Origin of the sequence: Microvirga sp. ACRRW (genome assembly GCF_022346925.1) — a bacterium.
Taxonomy (GTDB): Bacteria; Pseudomonadota; Alphaproteobacteria; order Rhizobiales; family Beijerinckiaceae; genus Microvirga.
Genome location: NZ_JAKRNJ010000001.1, coordinates 521,431 through 538,209 on the forward strand (window position 1 = coordinate 521,431; position 16,779 = coordinate 538,209).

At 60.8% G+C, this 16,779-nt stretch carries 16 protein-coding genes and 1 tRNA gene; 11 read left to right on the top strand and 6 right to left on the bottom strand.

Translation table 11 applies throughout. The annotated features are described in order from the left end of the window. Positions 1 to 10: 10 nt before the first annotated feature. The gene (locus MHY87_RS02500; protein WP_239349036.1) at positions 11 to 1,201 is read right to left on the bottom strand and encodes an ABC transporter substrate-binding protein; all 1,191 of its coding nucleotides are present in this window, start codon (positions 1,199 to 1,201) and stop codon (positions 11 to 13) included. Between the two features lie 53 nt (positions 1,202 to 1,254). Beyond that, positions 1,255 to 2,658, bottom strand: a complete 1,404-nt coding sequence (uxaC, locus tag MHY87_RS02505) for a glucuronate isomerase (protein WP_239349038.1) — start codon at positions 2,656 to 2,658, stop codon at positions 1,255 to 1,257. Between the two features lie 117 nt (positions 2,659 to 2,775). Here uxaC and MHY87_RS02510 point away from each other — a divergent pair, with 117 nt between their 5' ends. The 5 genes from MHY87_RS02510 to MHY87_RS02530 all read left to right on the top strand — a co-directional run bounded on the left by MHY87_RS02510 (position 2,776) and on the right by MHY87_RS02530 (position 9,567). After that, positions 2,776 to 3,504, top strand: a complete 729-nt coding sequence (locus MHY87_RS02510) for a GntR family transcriptional regulator (protein WP_239349040.1) — start codon at positions 2,776 to 2,778, stop codon at positions 3,502 to 3,504. A 9-nt stretch (positions 3,505 to 3,513) separates the two neighbouring features. Then, complete coding sequence (locus MHY87_RS02515) at positions 3,514 to 5,046, top strand: UxaA family hydrolase (protein WP_239349042.1); 1,533 nt, start codon at positions 3,514 to 3,516, stop codon at positions 5,044 to 5,046. Between the two features lie 64 nt (positions 5,047 to 5,110). Continuing rightward, the gene (gene uxuA / locus MHY87_RS02520) at positions 5,111 to 6,307 is read left to right on the top strand and encodes a mannonate dehydratase (RefSeq protein ID WP_239349044.1); all 1,197 of its coding nucleotides are present in this window, start codon (positions 5,111 to 5,113) and stop codon (positions 6,305 to 6,307) included. 269 nt (positions 6,308 to 6,576) lie between these two features. Then, positions 6,577 to 7,797 carry an ABC transporter substrate-binding protein gene (locus MHY87_RS02525; RefSeq protein WP_239349046.1) on the top strand — a complete coding sequence of 407 codons (1,221 nt, stop codon included), beginning with the start codon at positions 6,577 to 6,579 and terminating at the stop codon, positions 7,795 to 7,797. Positions 7,798 to 7,926: 129 nt separating this feature from the next. Next, complete coding sequence (locus MHY87_RS02530) at positions 7,927 to 9,567, top strand: acyl-CoA synthetase (RefSeq protein ID WP_239349048.1); 1,641 nt, start codon at positions 7,927 to 7,929, stop codon at positions 9,565 to 9,567. Between the two features lie 8 nt (positions 9,568 to 9,575). Here the strand turns inward: MHY87_RS02530 and MHY87_RS02535 are convergent, their stop codons facing one another. Next, positions 9,576 to 10,376, bottom strand: a complete 801-nt coding sequence (locus MHY87_RS02535; protein WP_239349050.1) for an enoyl-CoA hydratase — start codon at positions 10,374 to 10,376, stop codon at positions 9,576 to 9,578. A gap of 108 nt (positions 10,377 to 10,484) precedes the next feature. Here MHY87_RS02535 and MHY87_RS02540 point away from each other — a divergent pair, with 108 nt between their 5' ends. Continuing rightward, entirely contained in the window at positions 10,485 to 11,057 is a 573-nt protein-coding gene (locus MHY87_RS02540; RefSeq protein WP_239349052.1) for a peroxidase-related enzyme, read from the top strand. A gap of 91 nt (positions 11,058 to 11,148) precedes the next feature. Here MHY87_RS02540 and MHY87_RS02545 read toward each other — a convergent pair whose 3' ends face one another. After that, a complete protein-coding gene (locus tag MHY87_RS02545) occupies positions 11,149 to 11,433 on the bottom strand; it encodes a hypothetical protein (protein ID WP_239349054.1) in 285 nt (94 codons plus the stop codon). 228 nt (positions 11,434 to 11,661) lie between these two features. Here MHY87_RS02545 and MHY87_RS02550 point away from each other — a divergent pair, with 228 nt between their 5' ends. Both MHY87_RS02550 and MHY87_RS02555 read left to right on the top strand, forming a co-directional pair. Further along, complete coding sequence (locus tag MHY87_RS02550; RefSeq protein ID WP_239349056.1) at positions 11,662 to 12,081, top strand: hypothetical protein; 420 nt, start codon at positions 11,662 to 11,664, stop codon at positions 12,079 to 12,081. Positions 12,082 to 12,333: 252 nt separating this feature from the next. Further along, positions 12,334 to 12,759 (top strand): hypothetical protein, encoded by a 426-nt coding sequence (locus MHY87_RS02555; protein ID WP_239349058.1) that lies wholly within the window; start codon positions 12,334 to 12,336, stop codon positions 12,757 to 12,759. A 51-nt stretch (positions 12,760 to 12,810) separates the two neighbouring features. Here MHY87_RS02555 and MHY87_RS02560 read toward each other — a convergent pair whose 3' ends face one another. Further along, positions 12,811 to 13,803 (bottom strand): D-alanyl-D-alanine carboxypeptidase family protein, encoded by a 993-nt coding sequence (locus MHY87_RS02560; protein ID WP_239349060.1) that lies wholly within the window; start codon positions 13,801 to 13,803, stop codon positions 12,811 to 12,813. Positions 13,804 to 13,989: 186 nt separating this feature from the next. Between MHY87_RS02560 and MHY87_RS02565 the strand changes: the two genes are divergently transcribed. From MHY87_RS02565 to MHY87_RS02575, 3 genes are all read left to right on the top strand, one after another. After that, the gene (locus tag MHY87_RS02565) at positions 13,990 to 14,748 is read left to right on the top strand and encodes a Crp/Fnr family transcriptional regulator (protein ID WP_239349062.1); all 759 of its coding nucleotides are present in this window, start codon (positions 13,990 to 13,992) and stop codon (positions 14,746 to 14,748) included. A gap of 83 nt (positions 14,749 to 14,831) precedes the next feature. Next, positions 14,832 to 15,851, top strand: a complete 1,020-nt coding sequence (locus MHY87_RS02570) for a sensor domain-containing diguanylate cyclase (RefSeq protein WP_239349064.1) — start codon at positions 14,832 to 14,834, stop codon at positions 15,849 to 15,851. 87 nt (positions 15,852 to 15,938) lie between these two features. Further along, positions 15,939 to 16,355, top strand: a complete 417-nt coding sequence (locus tag MHY87_RS02575) for a hypothetical protein (RefSeq protein WP_239349066.1) — start codon at positions 15,939 to 15,941, stop codon at positions 16,353 to 16,355. 327 nt (positions 16,356 to 16,682) lie between these two features. Here the strand turns inward: MHY87_RS02575 and MHY87_RS02580 are convergent. Continuing rightward, positions 16,683 to 16,758 (bottom strand) — tRNA-Ile (locus tag MHY87_RS02580). Positions 16,759 to 16,779: the final 21 nt, after the last annotated feature.

The window sequence follows — 16,779 nt, forward strand, 5'->3', positions numbered from 1 at the left end:
GTCCTTTAAGTTACTTGCGCTTCGCTCCGCCGACCTGTTCGTCCCACATGCGGAACGCAACCACCATTTGCTCCGGCTGGAGCGGCAGTTCGATCGGGTTTTCAGCGATCCACTTCTCGTATTCGGGGCGTCCGTATTCCTTGATCGCGGCCTGGCTTTCCGGAGGCGCCATGTCGAGCGTGACGCCCTTCACTGCGGGGCCGGGATAGAAGTAGCCCTCGTCATAGGTGTAGGCCTGCTGCTCCTTGGTGAGCAGGAAGTTCATCAGGTCGATGAGAACGGCGGTCTTCTCGTTCGACAGGCCTTTCGGGATGCACATGTAATGCGCGTCGGCCACCCAGTGGAAACCTTTGAGCGCCGCAACCTTCGCCTCTTTCGGCACAACGCCGAGCACGCGCGGGTTGATGTCCCATCCTGTGGTGGACACCGTCATGTCGCGCGAGCCTTCGCCCAGCTCCTTCATGACCGCGCCGGTGCCGGACGGATAATACTCGATGTTCTGACCGAGTTCCTTGAGATAGGCCCAGGTCTTGTCCCAGCCCTTCGCCGGATCCTGCGGATTGCTGTCGCCGAGGATGTAAGGAAGGCCCATGATGAAGGTGCGGCCGGGGCCTGAATTGGCGGGACGCGCATAGATCAGGCGGTTCGGGTTTTCCTTGGTCCAGGCGAGAAGCTCCTCCGCCGTGGTCGGCACTTTCTTCACGCGGTCGGGCATGTATTCGAGGAGCGGCCCCGACGGATAATAGGTGACGACGACGCCCTGCCCTTTTGCCAGCGTCTGCATCTTCGCCGCAGCCGGAAGATAAATATCGTCGAGCTTCGGCAGAGCGCTCGCGTATTGCGACATCACTTCTACCCAGAGCTTCTGTTCGACGCCTGCGGACAGCGCGTCCGTTCCGGTGAGCACGAGGTCGATATCGACGCGGCCCGCATCCTGCTGTGCCTTGAGCTTGCCCGCGAGTTCAGGCGCGGGAGCCTTGGTGAAGGTGATGCGGGAAACGAGATTGGGCTTTGCCTTGCGATAATTCTCGATGGCCTTCTGGGTCAGCGCCAGGTTTCCTGCGACGTCGATGATGTTGAGCGTCACAGGGCTTGTGGGCAGCGTCAGCTGCTGAGCGAAGGCTCGTCCGCCAAAGGCGGCGAGCCCTGCGCCGGCGGCGACAGTGCCGACAAAGTTGCGTCTGGTGATCAGGTTCGTCATGGTCTTCCTCCCGTTCTGTGCAGCAGCAGGGCCGTCGAGGGCCGTGCCCGTTCTCACAGCTTGTAGGCCTCTTTCGCGAGGCGATATGCGAGGTCGTAGGCCACTTCGTGCGCCTCATCCTCATCGAGGCGGTGGGTCGTCACGAGGTTGGCGAGATAAGCGCAGTCGACACGCCGCGCCACGTCGTGGCGCGCAGGGATTGAGAGATACGCACGCGTGTCGTCGTTGAAGCCGACCGTGTTGTAGAAGCCCGCCGTTTCCGTGGTGAGTTCGCGGAAGCGGCGCATGCCTTCTGGCGCATCGAAGAACCACCAGGCCGGACCGAGCTTCAGGACCGGATAGTGACCGGCAAGCGGGGCAAGCTCCCGCGAATAGCTCGTCTCGTCCAGCGTGAAGAGAATGACGGAGAGGTTCGGCTCATTGCCGAAGCGGTCGAGCAGCGGCTTCAACGCGCTCACATAATCGGTCTGCGAGGGAATGTCGGCACCCATGTCGCGGCCGAAGCGGTTGTAGATCTGGCTGTTGTGATTGCGGAAGGAGCCGGGATGGATCTGCATGACCATGCCGTCCTCCACGCTCATGGCCGCCATCTCGGTCAGCATCTGCGCGCGGAACAGCTCCGCATCGCCTGGATGCGCATCGCCCGTCGAGACTCGGCGGAACAGAGCTTCAGCATCGGCGCGCGATAGATCGGCTGTCCGCGCCGTCGGGTGCCCGTGATCGGTCGAGGTCGCACCGTATTGCCGGAAGAAGGCGCGCCGCTTGCGATGCGCCTCCAGATAGCCGCTCCAGGTGGCAGTGTCGCAACCGGTGATCTCGCCGAAGCGCACAAGGTTCCGACGAAACCCGTCGAAATCCGGATCGACGACAGGATCGGGGCGATAGGCCGTGACAACGCGCCCTCCCCAGCCCGACCGGCGAATGATCTCGTGATATTTCAGAGGATCGAGCGGGCTCTCCGTCGTGGCGATGGCCTCGATGCGGAAACGCTCGAACAGCGCCCGCGGGCGAAACTCCGGCGTACGAAGCGCCTCATCGATACGGTCGTAATAGGCATCGGCATTCTTGGGCGTAAGACGCTCCGTGAAACCGAAGAGCGTTGCGAAGGTGTGATCGAGCCATGTGCGCGTGGGCGTGCCGCGGAAGAGATGATAATGCGCCGCGAAACGACGCCAGATCGCGCGCGGGTCTTTCTCGACCGCAGCGCCATCCTTGGTGGGGATACCGAGATCCTCGAGCCGCACACCCTGGCTGTAGAGCATGCGGAAAATGTAATGGTCAGGAATGACGAAGAGCTTAGCCGGGTCGGGGAACGCCTCGTTCTCCGCATACCAGCGCGGGTCCGTGTGGCCATGAGGCGAGACGATGGGCAGATCCTTGATCCCCTCATAGAGCCGGCGCGCCACGTCACGCGCGGCGGGCTCAGTCGGGAACAGCCGGTCCGGATGGATCAGCATGGCGTTCTCCCTAAGACTTCGTCTCGACCTTCGATGGCCGTTTTCCAAATTCCGTTAGGAGAGTAGATCGGTCTGATCGGGTTTGCAATGGTCTACTAGTATGGTAGTGTGCCACTTATGACTAATAAACGCCCCCTCGCAAAACTCGATGACGGCCGCGAACCCATGGCCCGGCAGGTCACGCGCGCGTTGCGCCAAGCCATCGTCACCATGCAGATCCCGCCGGGAGAAATGCTGTCGGAACAGGACCTTGCGGAGAAATTTGGGGTCAGCCGCTCGCCGGTTCGTGAGGCTTTGATCAAGCTTAGCGAGGCCGGTCTGGTACGGGTTCTGCCCCAGCGCGGCACGCAGGTGGTCAAGATCTCGCGAGCGGGCGTGGAGGATGCGCGCTTCATCCGCGAGGCGGTGGAATGCGCCGTCGTGCGCGAGGCGGCCTTGAAGGCAAGTCCCGTCATGCTGGCTGAGCTGAATGCCAGCCTCACGCGGCAACGCCGCGCTCAGCGCTCCGCTTCGACGGAAGAGTTCTTGTCTCTCGATGAAGAGTTTCACCGGCTGCTCGCAGAAACGGCAGGGCGACCCAAAGCGTGGCGGATGATCGAAGACGTCAAGCCGCAGATGGACCGCGTGCGCTTTCTCGACATGGCGAAAGCCGTGCCGCGCCATGTGGTTCTCGCCCAGCACGTACTCATCGTGGATGCCATCAAGGAGAAGGATCCGCTCGCTGCAGAGACCGCAATGCACCAGCACCTGAGCGAAATCCTGCGCTCATTGCCGGAACTCGCAGAGCAGCATCCGCATCTTTTCGAAACCGAGGCCGAAGCCTCGCCGGAAGTGCTCAGCGCATAAGGACTGACCATGCTGGACAAGCCGATACCGGCACCACGGATCGTACGCCTCCATGAGCGAGACAATCTCGTCGTGGCGGTCGATCCCATCGTGCCGGGCGCGGTTGTGAATGGTGTGACAGCCAAGGAGCGTGTGCCGAAAGGCCACAAGATCGCTATCGCTACGATTGCTCAAGGCGAGCCGGTCTTCAAGTTCGGTCAGATCATCGGTTTCGCATCGAAGCCTGTCGAGCCCGGCGAATGGCTTCACGAGCATAATATTGAAATGCATGCCTTCGCGCGCGACTGGCATTTTGCTGAAGGCGCGAAGCCCACTCCCCTTCTCCCGCCCGAACAGCAGGCGACGTTTCAAGGCTATCGTCGCGCGAACGGCAAGGTCGGCACGCGCAATTATCTGGCGATCCTCACCAGCGTGAACTGCTCGGCCTCGGTCGCGCGCTTCATCGCACGGGAGGTCGAGCGCTCCGGCATGCTCGACGATTATCCCAACATCGACGGCGTCATTCCGCTCGTGCACGGCACCGGCTGCGGCATGGATCAGAAGGGCGAAGGCGCCGACATCCTGAAGCGCACGCAATGGGGCTATGCCTCCAACCCCAACATGGCAGGCGTGCTCATGGTGGGCTTGGGCTGCGAAGTTTTTCAGATCGGCCGCTGGAAGGAAGTCTACAACATCGAGGAGAGCGATACCTTCCGGTCTCTCACCATTCAGGAGACCGGCGGCACGCGCAAATCCGTCGAGGCGGGCGTTGCCGCGATCCGTGACATGCTTCCGCTCGCCAATCGCTTCCGGCGCGAGACGGTGCCCGCGTCCGAACTGATGCTCGCCCTGCAATGCGGCGGATCGGACGGTTATTCCGGCATCACGGCCAATCCGGCGCTGGGCGCTGCCGTCGACATTCTCGTGCGCAATGGCGGTACCGCAATCCTGTCGGAGACGCCGGAGATCTACGGTGCGGAGCATCTCCTCACCCGCCGCGCGGCGACGCGCGAGATTGGTGAAAAGCTCGTCGATCTCATCGGCTGGTGGGAGGAATATACCGCGCGCAACAAGGGCGAGATGAACAACAATCCTTCGCCCGGCAACAAGGCGGGCGGCCTCACCACGATCCTTGAGAAGTCGCTGGGCGCTGCGGCCAAGGGCGGCACGACGACGCTCACCGATGTCTATCGCTATGCCGAACCGGTGACGTCAAAAGGCTTCGTGTTCATGGATACACCCGGCTACGATCCCGTCTCCGCAACGGGACAGGTGGCAGGCGGCGCGAATATCCTGTGCTTCACCACCGGACGCGGCTCAGCCTATGGCTGCAAGCCGACGCCGTCGATCAAGCTTGCGACCAACAGCGATGTGTATCGCCGCATGATCGACGACATGGACATCAATTGCGGCGACATTCTCGACGGCGTTTCGATTGCAGAAAAGGGCCGGGAAATCTTCGAGACGATCCTCAAGGTCGCCTCGGGCGAGCGTTCGAAATCGGAGCTTCTCGGATATGGCGATGCCGAGTTCCTGCCCTGGCAGATCGGCGCGGTGATGTGAGCGGGTAAAAAGAATTCAATTGCAAAGCCGATCCGCGAGGTCGGCTCCTTTACAAGGTGATCTCATGGAACAGACCTGGCGCTGGTTCGGCCCCGACGATGCCGTTCAGCTTCCCCACATCCGCCAGACCGGCGCGACGGGAATCGTCACCGCCCTACACCACATTCCCTACGGCGTTGTCTGGAGCGTGGAGGAGATCGAGAAGCGCAAAGCCGAGATCGCCGCCGATTCATCGCTCGGCCTGCGCTGGAGCGTCGTCGAGAGCCTGCCGATTCATGAGAACATCAAGATCGGCGAGGGCGATCTTTCCCCGCTCTTCGACAATTACCGCCAATCGCTGCGCAATCTCGCGCAATGCGGCGTCACGACGGTGTGCTACAACTTCATGCCGGTCGTCGACTGGACCCGCACCGAACTCGCCTACCCCCTCCCGGGAGGCGGAACGGCCTTGCGCTTCAACATGCATGAATATGCAGCCTTCGACTGCTTCATGCTGCAGCGCCCTGGCGCCGAAGACGAGCAATCTCCCGAGGTCCTGGCACGCGCGAAGGAATGGTACGGCCGCTCGTCGGAAGCCGACCGCAACAAGCTTCTCGCCAACATCATGGCGGGCCTGCCGGGCGCTTACGACCGCTATGACATCCCCGGCCTGCGCGCGATCCTCGCACGCTATGAAGGCATCAATGCATCTTCCTTGCGCGAAAACCTGGCGTGCTTCCTGCGCGAGGTGATTCCGACCGCCGAGGAAGTCGGCATCCGCATGTGCATTCATCCCGACGATCCGCCGCGTTCCCTGATGGGATTGCCGCGCATCGTGTCGAATGCGGACGATCTCGCCTTCATCCTCGGCGCGGTCGATTCGCCCGCGAACGGCATTACGCTTTGCAGCGGCTCTCTTGGAGCGGGGCCATCCAACGATGTGCCGGCCATCGCGAAGCGCTTTGCCGACCGCATCTGGTTCGCGCATCTGCGCAACGTCGCTAAGGATCCAGACGGTTCCTTCATGGAAGCGGACCATCTCGGCGGCGACACCGACATGGTGGCCGTTGTCTCCGCTCTTCTGGAAGAGCAGAAGCGCCGCAAGGACTCGGGCGATCCGCGCTGGCGTATCCCCATGCGGCCGGACCACGGGCACGAACTGCTCGACGATGTGGGCAAGCCGACCCATCCCGGCTATCCGGCCATCGGCCGCCTCAAAGGCCTCGCCGAGCTGCGCGGTGTCATGACGGCGGTTTCGTCTCTCAAGGGCCTGCCGCTCTGATCGGATCGGTGGCGAGCAGCCCCATCCGGAACACGGAAGGGCACCTGCCCAACCCACCCCCACGCTTAAATTTCGTTCTTTATTACGTACAAAATCTCAGTCAGACCGTTAGATAGGCAACTTCATAACGACTTTTTTCCTTATCTCATGAGAGTAGGAAGATCGAACTACCATCCTGTTTTGTTCGTTAAACAGAACTTTTCCGTTGACAAGGACAAGCTGAACGCTTTTCCTCCCGCAGGCACTTCACCTGAGGGAGATAGAGAACGATGCTTCATAAGAACCGGATTGCGCTCGCGGCAGGCATAAGCGCCCTGTCCCTGACTGCCCTGCCCGCCTTCGCGCAGACGATCTCTGACGGCATCGTCAAGATCGGCGTGCTGAACGACCAATCCGGCATCTATGCGGACATGGCAGGTTCGGGCTCGACCATCGCCGCCCAGATGGCCGTCGAGGATTTCGGCGGCAAGGTACTTGGAAAGCCCATCGAGATCGTGGCGGGCGACCACCAGAACAAGCCGGATGTGGGCTCCTCCGTCGCCAACCGCTGGATCGACGTGGAGAAGGTGGACACCATCGTCGATCTGCCGACCTCCTCGGTGATGCTCGCCATTCAGGAAATCGGACGCCAGAAGAACCGCCTCGTCATCGCCTCCACGGGCGGCTCGTCGGACTTCACGGGCAAGTTCTGCTCACCAGTCGGCATTCACTGGACCTATGACACCTACGGCCTCGCGGTCGGCACCGGCCAGCCTCTGGCGAGCCGTGGCCCGTGGTACTTCCTGACGGCGGATTACGCTTTCGGTCATGCGCTAGAGCGCGACACCGCACAGGCCGTCGCCAAGGCAGGCGGCAAGGTCGTCGGCGGCGTAAAGCATCCTCAGGGCAATCACGACTTCTCCTCGTTCCTTCTGCAGGCGCAGAGCTCAGGCGCCAAGATCGTCGGCATCGCCAATTCCGGGGCCGACACGGTGAACGCGATCAAGCAGGCGCATGAGTTCGGCCTCACGAGTTCGGGCGTGCAGCTCGCGGGTCTCTACATGCACATCACGGACGTTCACGCCATCGGCCTCGAGCAGGCGCAGGGCCTTCTGATGACGCAGGCCTTCTACTGGGATCTCAACGACGAGACGCGCGCCTGGTCGAAGCGTTTCTACGAGCGCCACAAGGCCATGCCGACCATGGGCCAGGCGGGTGTCTATTCCTCGCTCATTCACTACTTCAAGGCCATCGAGGCCGCAGGCACCGACGAGGCGCAGGCTGTCGCGAAGAAGATGAAGGAGCTGCCGGTCAACGACTTCTTCGCCAAGAACGGCAAGGTGCGCGAGGACGGCCGCATGGTGCATGATCTCTACGTGTTCGAGGTGAAGAAGCCGGAAGAATCCCGCGAGCCGTGGGACTACCTGAAGCTCGTGCGCACCATTCCCGGCGATCAGGCTTTCCGTCCTCAAGCGGAAGGTGAGTGCCCGCTCGTGAAGGCCAGCCAGTAATCGCCTTATTGCTAAGCCTGAATATCGAGACGGATGTTCACGCATTTGCTAGAATCCGGCCCGGTCAGGACAATCCTGCCGGGCCATGCCCTTAAAGAAACTTCATCGGCAGATTTCAGGGAAACGCTCGTGACTTCGACGGCTTACGACACGAACCTCGACAAGAACCCGGCGAATTATCAACCTCTGACGCCCCTCACCTTTCTGGAGCGTGCAGCAGGCGTCCATCCTGAGCAGGTTGCCATCATCCATGGTGCTTTGAAGCGTAATTACCGCGATTTCTACGCTCGTTCCCGGCGTCTCGCGTCGGCATTGAAACAGCGCGGCATTGGGCGCGGCGACACGGTGTCAGTGATACTACCCAATACGCCGGCCATGCTCGAATGCCATTACGGCGTGCCCATGGCGGGTGCGGTGCTCAACACGCTCAACACGCGCCTGGATGCAAAGATCATCGCCTTCTCGCTCGAACACAGCGAGGCGAAGGTTCTCATCACGGATCGCGAATTCTCGGGTGTCGTGAAAGCCGCGCTCGAGTTCGTCCCCAATAAGCCCCTCATCATCGACTATGACGATCCGGAATTCACAGGCGCGGGCGAACGCCTGGGCGAGATCGAATACGAAGAGTTTCTCGCAGCAGGCGATCCGGATTTCGCCTGGAGCCCTCCCGGCGACGAATGGGACGCCATCACCCTCAACTACACCTCTGGTACGACCGGCGACCCGAAAGGCGTCGTCTATCACCATCGCGGCGCTTACCTGCTCGCCATGGGCAACATCGTGACAGGTGCCATGAGCCAGCATCCGGTCTATCTGTGGACGCTGCCCATGTTCCATTGCAACGGCTGGTGCTTCCCCTGGTCGTTATCCATCGTTGCCGGAACACATGTGTGCCTGCGTGCTGTGCGCGCGAAACCCATGTACGATGCGCTTGCCGACCACAAGGTCACGCATCTGTGCGGCGCGCCGATTGTCATGTCGACACTGCTCAATGCCCCCGACAATGAAAAGCGCGATCTGCCGCATAAGGTCCGCTTCATGACGGCAGCAGCCCCGCCGCCGGAAGCCGTGCTCGCAGCCATGAAGGCTGCCGGGTTCGACGTCACCCATCTCTATGGTTTGACGGAAGTCTATGGCCCTGCGGTTGTGAATGAATGGCACGAGGACTGGGACAAGCTGTCATCGGAGGAATATGCGGCGAAGAAGGCGCGGCAGGGCGTGCGCTATCCGGTTCTGGAAGAGCTCGATGTGCTCGATCCGGACACGATGCAGCCCGTACCGGCGGACGGAAAGACGCTCGGCGAAGTCATGTTCCGCGGCAATGTGGTGATGAAGGGGTATCTCAAGAATCCGTCCGCAACCGAGAAGGCCTTCGCGGGCGGCTGGTTCCATTCCGGCGATCTCGGGGTCAAATATCCCGACGGCTATGTTCAGCTGAAAGACCGCTCGAAGGACATCATCATTTCAGGCGGCGAGAACATCTCCTCCATCGAGGTGGAAGATACGCTCTACAAGCATCCCTCGGTGCAGACAGTTGCGGTCGTCGCCATGCCCGACGAGAAATGGGGCGAGACGCCCTGCGCTTTCGTGGAGCTGAAGCCCGGTCAGTCAGCCTCTCCCGAGGATCTCATCGCCTGGTGCAAGCAGCACCTCGCATCCTTCAAATGCCCGCGCCATGTGATCTTCACCGAACTGCCGAAAACATCCACCGGCAAGATCCAGAAATTCCAACTGCGCGAGATGGCGCGCGCCAGCGCGGGAGCGGCTTGAAGAGAGGTTCAGCGCCCCTTCCACTTGGGCTTGCGCTTGCCGATAAAGGCATCGATGCCCTCTGCGGCATCCTCGGCCATCATGTTGCAGGCCATCACCTGCCCTGCATAGGCATAAGCCTCTTCCAGGCTCATACTGCGCTGGCGGCCGAACATGGCCTTCCCGGTGCGGATCGCAACGGGACTCTTGGCGCAGATATCCGACGTGAGAGAAGCGACAGCCGCATCGAGTTCGGCATCGGGCGCCACGCGGTTGACCAAGCCGTAGGAGAGAGCATCAGCCGCCGAAATGAAGCGGCCCGTGACCAGCATCTCGAAGGCCTGCTTGGGCGCGACATTGCGGGAAAGCGCCACCGCCGGCGTGGAGCAGAAGAGGCCCACATTGATGCCCGACACCGCGAATGTCGCGCTCTCGGCGGCAACGGCGAGATCGCAGGATGCGACGAGCTGGCATCCCGCAGCCGTCGCCATGCCGTGCACCCGGGCGATGACCGGAACGGGAAAGGTCACGATGCTCTGCATCACACGCCCGCAGCGTTGGAACAGATCCTCGTAATATTCCTGGCGCGGGTTCGCGCGCATCTGCTTCAGATCGTGCCCCGCGCAGAAGGCCTTGCCTGCCGCTGCGATCACGAGGCAGCGCACGCTCTCGTCCGTGGAGAGTTCATCCAGGCTCTGCTGCAGCGCCTGCAGCATGTGTTCCGACAGGGCATTGTACTGGCCGGGCCGGTTCAGCGTCAGGGTGACGACGCCTTCGCGCTCCTCCCGGATCAGAATGGGCTCATCGGAAACAATCTGCTGCACGCTCATCGGTCTTCTCTCCTGCCTCGTCATAATTAGGCACGTTGTCCACGGGTGCCAAGCCGAATAAGCTCACACGGAAATAAGCCTCAAGCCAACGACAGGAAGGAAGCCCCCATGAATGACGCCAAGATCAGCCGCTTCCCGACTCCACAGATCTCCGATTTGCCGGATGATATCCGTGCTCGCATCCTCGCGGTACAGGAGAAGTCGGGCTTCGTTCCGAATGTCTTCCTGGTGCTTGCCCGGCGCCCGGACGAGTTCCGTGCCTTTTTCGCCTATCACGATGCTCTGATGGACAAGCCGGGCAACCTCACCAAGGCCGAGCGCGAGATGATCGTGGTGGCGACGAGCAACGCCAACCAGTGCCAATATTGCGTCGTCGCCCATGGAGCGATCCTGCGCATCAGGGCCAAGAACCCGCTGATCGCCGATCAGGTCGCCATCAACTACCGGAAGGCTGACATCACGGACCGGCAAAAGGCGATGCTCGACTTTGCCATGAAAGTCGCCCTCAAAGCCTACGCCATCGGCGAGGACGATTTGGCGGCGTTGAGCGCCCACGGCTTCAGCGAGGAGGATGCCTGGGACATCACGGCGATCGCAGCTTTCTTCGGCATGTCGAACCGCCTCGCCAACGTCACCAGCATGCGGCCCAACGACGAGTTCTACATGTTGGGCCGGACGTGAGCCTGACGCCGATCTTCGGCTGCGTTGTCAAAGCGTGGAGAATACAAGTCTGAACCTGTCATAGGGCCCGGTGCAGCCGGACCGATCATCGTCAGTCGCTGAACCCAGCCGAGCGACAGACTCCACCGACCGGACATTGTGCGGAATCAGCCGTCCTCACCCAGGCGGGACGTGCCGTTTCCTGAAGCGCGCAGAAGCTCCCATCGCGCACATAACGGTCGTAGGTTGTTGGTCCCGTCCGCAGAACAACCGCACCCTGCGAGGCCACGATCCCTCTGGCCTGGGCACAGGTCATTGCGAGAGTCGATGACTGGGCAAAAGCGCCCGTAGCGAAACCTGCAACGGCGACGAACACGACGAATACCAGAACCTTCATGGTCTCCCTGCCTTTCGAGACCATCCTAGCTCGGCCGCAGCATCGTGCTTGATCGGAGAGGACAGTTTCTTGACAATTTGGGACATCGCGGCCTCGCCCACGCGAAGGTTCATGCGTCCAAGTTCAAGGCAATGGCCAAAACTGCACAGGGATTGTCCTCATCTGTCAAGCGAAGCGTCGCGGTTCGTCTAATGTTTCGCGGAATGGGCAACAGCTGGAGAATGTCACATGGAAGTTGGTCGCTTCATGGCTGCTGCTGGGTTCGGCTTGGTGATATCGGTTGCAGCATCGGATGCGAAAGCGCAGGGAGCGCCGCCCGGCTTCCAGGGTGCCTGGCTGTCGGGCGACAAGGATTGTGCGGAGGTTTACGCGTCGACCGGCAAGGGAGCATCCTTCAAGCGGCCGGTCGACATCTTCGCGCCTGCCTTCATCATCGCCGGTAACCGGCTACGAACACCTCAGGCGACGTGCCGCATCAAATCGGCCAAGCCCGCCGGAGACCGTCGGCTTCTCATCCTCTCCTGCGCCAATGCCGTTTCGGACGACGAGGTGAGGGTTCTCGTGGCCGCGCAACCGGACGGCTCGCTCAAGCGCTTCTTCAACGAACAAGACGAAATCGGCACCGCGTATAGACAATGCTCGCGATGAGGCATGAAGGCGGGATCGCCCGGGACTTTTTTTCATTCGCGCGAGAACACCAGAGCCTTGTCCCAAATAGTCAAAACTCTGTCTCAAGCAATCAAGCACCGATGCCTGGCGGAGTTAGTTTGAGTTCAATGGAGAAGTTCTGGATTTCAGCATGGCAACGCGGGCGGCTCGTCGATCAGACCATAGAGATCCCAAACTCGATTGATTGTCGAACACATGATGTCATCCGCGCAATCGGCGGGGAGAGCGATGATGACCGAATTGAATGCGTTCCGGAAACGATTGGCCGTCTCGTTGGCGGCGATCGCATTGAGCCTGTTCCCTTACCTCTCTTCCGCACGAGCGGACAACCCGGCGCGTGAACAAGCGCAGACGATCGGCTCGAAGCCGCCCAAGCCATCGCCCAAGCGGCCGGCGCCGCCGCAACCGCCGGCGAAGGAGGCTGCGAGCAGGCCCGATGGCGCCGGCAATTTTGTCTATGGCATCATCAACACTATCCGGGCCGAGAGCGAGGAACTCTGCGCGCGCTATGGCAATCCGTCGGATTGCCTCGAAGAGGCGGAAGTCTGCCTGACCATGCGCGATGACGAGGATAATCAAGTCAAGATGTGCCTCAATACCATTCCCGGCGAAAGCAGCGGCCAAGGGCCGATGCAAAGATCGCGGCTCAGACGTTGAGGGCGGCTGTCCGGCCTATGAAGCCGCTTTCATCAGCGGCGTGGAGCAGCCTTATCGCTTCCCATCACCGACGGCGACGGCGCCCGCAACCACGGGCTCCTGGCGTCCGCACTTCACACGGCGCAAATCCGCCGCCGGTGAGGGAGCGCTGGCTCTCAATGTGAGAATGTCGCCGACGGGAGTGGTGTTTCCGGCAAGACCCGCGTCGAGAAGATCCTTCGTGATCCGTGTCCGCGTCGCGGCATTGGGAGCGCCGAGCACCACGCCGACGACTCGCCTGCCGCCACGGACAGCGGAGACCGCCACGTTGAAACCGGATGCGCATACATAACCGGTCTTTGTCGCCTCGAGGCCGGTATAATTCTCGATCAGCTTGTTGGTGTTCTTGAGCGTCCGGCCGTTGACCGCGATGGCCGACATTCTGAAGAGATCGGTGTGGTCCGCATGATAGCTCAGGATGACCAGCATAAGGACAGCCATATCCCTCGCGTTGGTCACTTGGCGATCGTCGTGCAGGCCGCTGCCATTGACGAACCGCGTGCCGCTCATGCCAAGACGGGCGGCCTCCGCGTTCATTGCCGCGGCGAACGATGCTTCGCTGCCGCCGACGGTTTCCGCGACCGCCACCGCCACGTCGTTTGCGCTCTTGACCATCATCACGCGGAGCGCATCTTCCAGGCGCAGAGAGGTTCCCGGCGGCACACCCAGTTTCGATGGCGCCTGAGCGGCGGCGCGTGCGCTCATGACGACGGAGCTGTCGAGCGTCAGTTTGCCGGAACGGACGGCCATGAGAGCAAGATGCGCCGTCATCATCTTGGTCAGCGAGGCCGGATGCCAGGAGCGGGTCGCCTCCTGGGCGACCAGGACATCGCCGGAGGATGCATCCACCAGCAGCAAGGGCGAGGCGTTGGCGGACGCGGTCATTGCGACGAGGCCGGCAGCCAGCAGGAGCGAGGGCGACTTCATGCCCTGACGATTAACTGAACCATTCTCCTGAGCAACCAAAGGATGCCCCAACAGCCCGGTATGATCCGCATTGGTCATGCCATTTCACCCGTGGCTACCTCGAATTGTCCAAGTCCGCCGCCTGCCCCGCCACGAGCTGAAACAGGATCCGCGGCGCTTCGAAGCACAGCCAAGGTTGTTGACATTGCTCTCAAGCAAGTTGCTCACTCAAGGAACAATCGTATCTTCTCCTTGCTGATCCGCAGGGGCGTTGGGGAGCTTCATTTGGCAGGAACGAACGACAACAATCTGCTCGCCACCTTGTGCCCGGAGGATCGCGCATGGCTGGAGCCTCATCTTGAACAGGTCGAGGTGGCGCGGGGCGAGGTTCTGGCTCACGAAGGCGAATTACTGCAGCATATCTATTTTCCGCTAACGGCCATCATCTCCCTGGTTTGCGATATGGAGGATGGGCGGGTTGCCGAAATGGCAAATTTTGGACGCGAGGCCATGGTTGGACTGCCCTTCAGCGGCGTCCATCTCGGGACGATCGGCCGCTACGTTGTCCAGGTTCCGGGCACGATGCTCCGCATCGATCCGAAGCTGCTCCGCGCGGCAATAGCCTCCCGTCCCGGACTTCAGGAGATGACCTCGCGCTACACGGAAATCCTGATGGTTCTGACGTTGCAATCGGCTGCCTGCAATGCGGCTCATAGCGTCGAATCCCGCTGTTGCCGCTGGATCATCGCGACAAGCGACAGAACAGGCCGAACAGAGATCCCCCTCACCCACGAGTTTCTGGCCGAGATGCTGGGTGTCCAGCGCTCGACCGTCACCGAGACGGCCCGTGCGCTCCAGCAGAAGGGCCTGATCAGCCAAGGGCGGGGAACCTTCACCATTCTTGACCGGCAGCGCCTCGAACAGAACGCATGCGAGTGTTACGGCAAGCTGCGGAAAAAATACCTCCAGCTCCTCCCCCGCTGGACCCAAGCGTCCGACCAGGGGGTCACGGAAGCGCAGCAGGGCGAACTCCTGAAGCCGTGAACGCTTATCGCCTTTGAATCTCGGGAGGAAACCGCTAAAGAGAAGGGCAACTCAGTATCACTCTTCGCCGGATGGACGTTCCTGTGTTTGCCGTACCTCAGCCGCCCTTGAACGAAGCCGAGCGGCTCGACTTTCTGTTCTCCTGCGGCATCCTCGACACGCCTCCCGATGAACGGTTCGATCGCATCACCCGTCTGGCCACTCAGTTCTACGAGGCCGACGTCGCGTTTCTGGGCTTCATCGATGACCGCTATCAATGGATGAAGTCCATCCGTGGAGACGGGGTCGCTCCCTGGATCGAACGGGACCAATCCGTTTGCCAGATCGTGATCTCATCCGGTGAGCCTCTTGTCGTAGGCGACATGCAGACCGACCCACGGCTCGCCGGGCACCCGGTCATCCCGCATCTCCCCTTCCGCTTCTACGCTGGTGTACCGCTGCTCACCGAGAACGGAGCCGCCGTGGCCTCCTTGTGCATCATGAAGCGGGAGTCTCAATCCAAGGACGGATTCAATCTCTCTCCTTTGAAGGATCTTGGCGCAATCGCGATGGATGAGCTCGAGCTGTGGCGCATCAATCAGCAGCTCAAGCGCGCAGCCGAAACGGATCGGTTGACCGATCTGGCCAATCGCCACGTCTTCGATGCAACTCTCGAGCGGGCTTGGGGGCGGCTTCAGCGCACAAGCCGGCCTCTGTCACTCCTGATGTTGGACATCGATCACTTCAAGGCCCTGAACGATGCCTCCGGCCATCAGGCCGGCGACGAGGCCCTTCGCCAGTTCGCCCGAGTGCTGTCGACAGCGGTGCGCTGCTCCGATGATCTGGCAGCACGCTATGGCGGCGAGGAATTCTCGCTCATTCTTCCGGATACGGATCGCGCAGGCGCCTTGAAGGTTGCCGATATGCTTCAGGCATCGCTGGCGAGGGCGGAAATTCCGCACCCGACCAGCACCCACGGGCGCGTGACCGCGAGCATCGGTTTAGCCACCACCGGTCCCGATGACGTCGACAACTTGCAGACCCTTGTCGCCCATGCGGACGCCGCGCTCTACCAAGCCAAACGGGACGGCCGCAATCGCACCGTCGCTTGGGCCGGGGCATGACCGATTTCCACGACGCCAGTGACACGCAGGCACTATTTTCAGCAATTAGTTCTGCTCTACCAGAACCCCATTCAGATGAGGATAGCCATGACCGCTAAGAACCTTCTTGAGGGCTTCGATAAGATCACCCCGCGCGAATGGGATCAGCGAATTGCAGGGGCGGCGATTGCTGCCATTCCCTTTGTCGGAGGATCCCTATCTGTCCTATTGGCTCCGCCCGGACAAACCGGCGCAGAAAAAAGTATCATCTGCATCGGCTCGTATGACTGCACAACCATGAAGGGGAATGGTAAAGGCGTATCGTCCTTCATAGATATTGGTGTCGGTGAAGTTGAAGTGTGCTTTACCCAACCTGTTGCTGAAGACTACTACGTGTTTGTCTCGCCAAATGGGTTACTGGCCGACTGTTATTCCAGGTCTCCCAAGGGTTTCCGCATTAAGCTCCTCTCGCCATATGAGCAGCTGATGGATGGAGCGATTTGCTTCGCAGCTGTGAGAGTGTAGGTAGTAAGGTTAGATGAATGTTTCGAGCATCATGAGAACCTGCCGCCTCATGATCTCTGAGCGGTGAAGGTCATTCATGTTCTCTCCTAGGGCCTGGGCTTGGAAACTACCAAAGGATATTCATTGGTAGTTTCCTTTAGTATTAGGCACAGCTCTCTCAAGAAATATGTGCGTACATGCCGAGGTTAAGCGGTGCACGGAGGTCGAGCAGGTGCATTTGGCCAGCAGATCATACCCTCGTGAGTACAAGGAAGAAACGCCCAGTGTCAAACCGAGCGCCAGCTCGGACAATAAAAACAAAACATTTTCAATTGCTTATGAGGAAATTGGTGGGCCCGGCAGGACTCGAACCTGCAACCAGACCGTTATGAGCGGCCGGCTCTAACCATTGAGCTACAGGCCCTTCCAGGGAAGGCCGGACATC